At 70.8% G+C, this 277-nt stretch carries 1 protein-coding gene; it reads right to left on the bottom strand.

Annotated features, from left to right (window positions below):
* Positions 1 to 266: MucR family transcriptional regulator (locus MKK69_RS31065; RefSeq protein ID WP_313900876.1), on the bottom strand; the 266-nt coding region annotated here is incomplete at its 3' end.
* Positions 267 to 277 lie beyond the last annotated feature (11 nt).

Genomic DNA, 277 nt, shown 5'->3' with positions numbered 1-277 from the left:
TTGGCGAGCGCCGAGCGTTGCGCGGCGTAGCCCGGGGCCGTCATCGGGTAATCCTCCGGTAGGCCGTAGCGCTCGCGATACTGATCCGGCGACAGGCCGTGGGCGGTGAGGTGCCGCTTCAGGGTCTTGTAGGACCGGCCGACGAGGCCGATCACCACGGCGGGCATCGCCTCGACGATGAACAGCCACTGCCAGCCCGAGAGGCCGAGCCAGCCGTCAAACCCGAGCAGCGCCGCCGAGATGGGCGAGCCGACGATGCCGGCCACGGGGCTTGCGA

The organism is Methylobacterium sp. J-026 (genome assembly GCF_022829585.1).
Taxonomy (GTDB): Bacteria; Pseudomonadota; Alphaproteobacteria; order Rhizobiales; family Beijerinckiaceae; genus Methylobacterium.
Note: the sequence above shows the minus strand (reverse complement) of the source record. Positions and strands in the feature narration are given on the sequence as shown.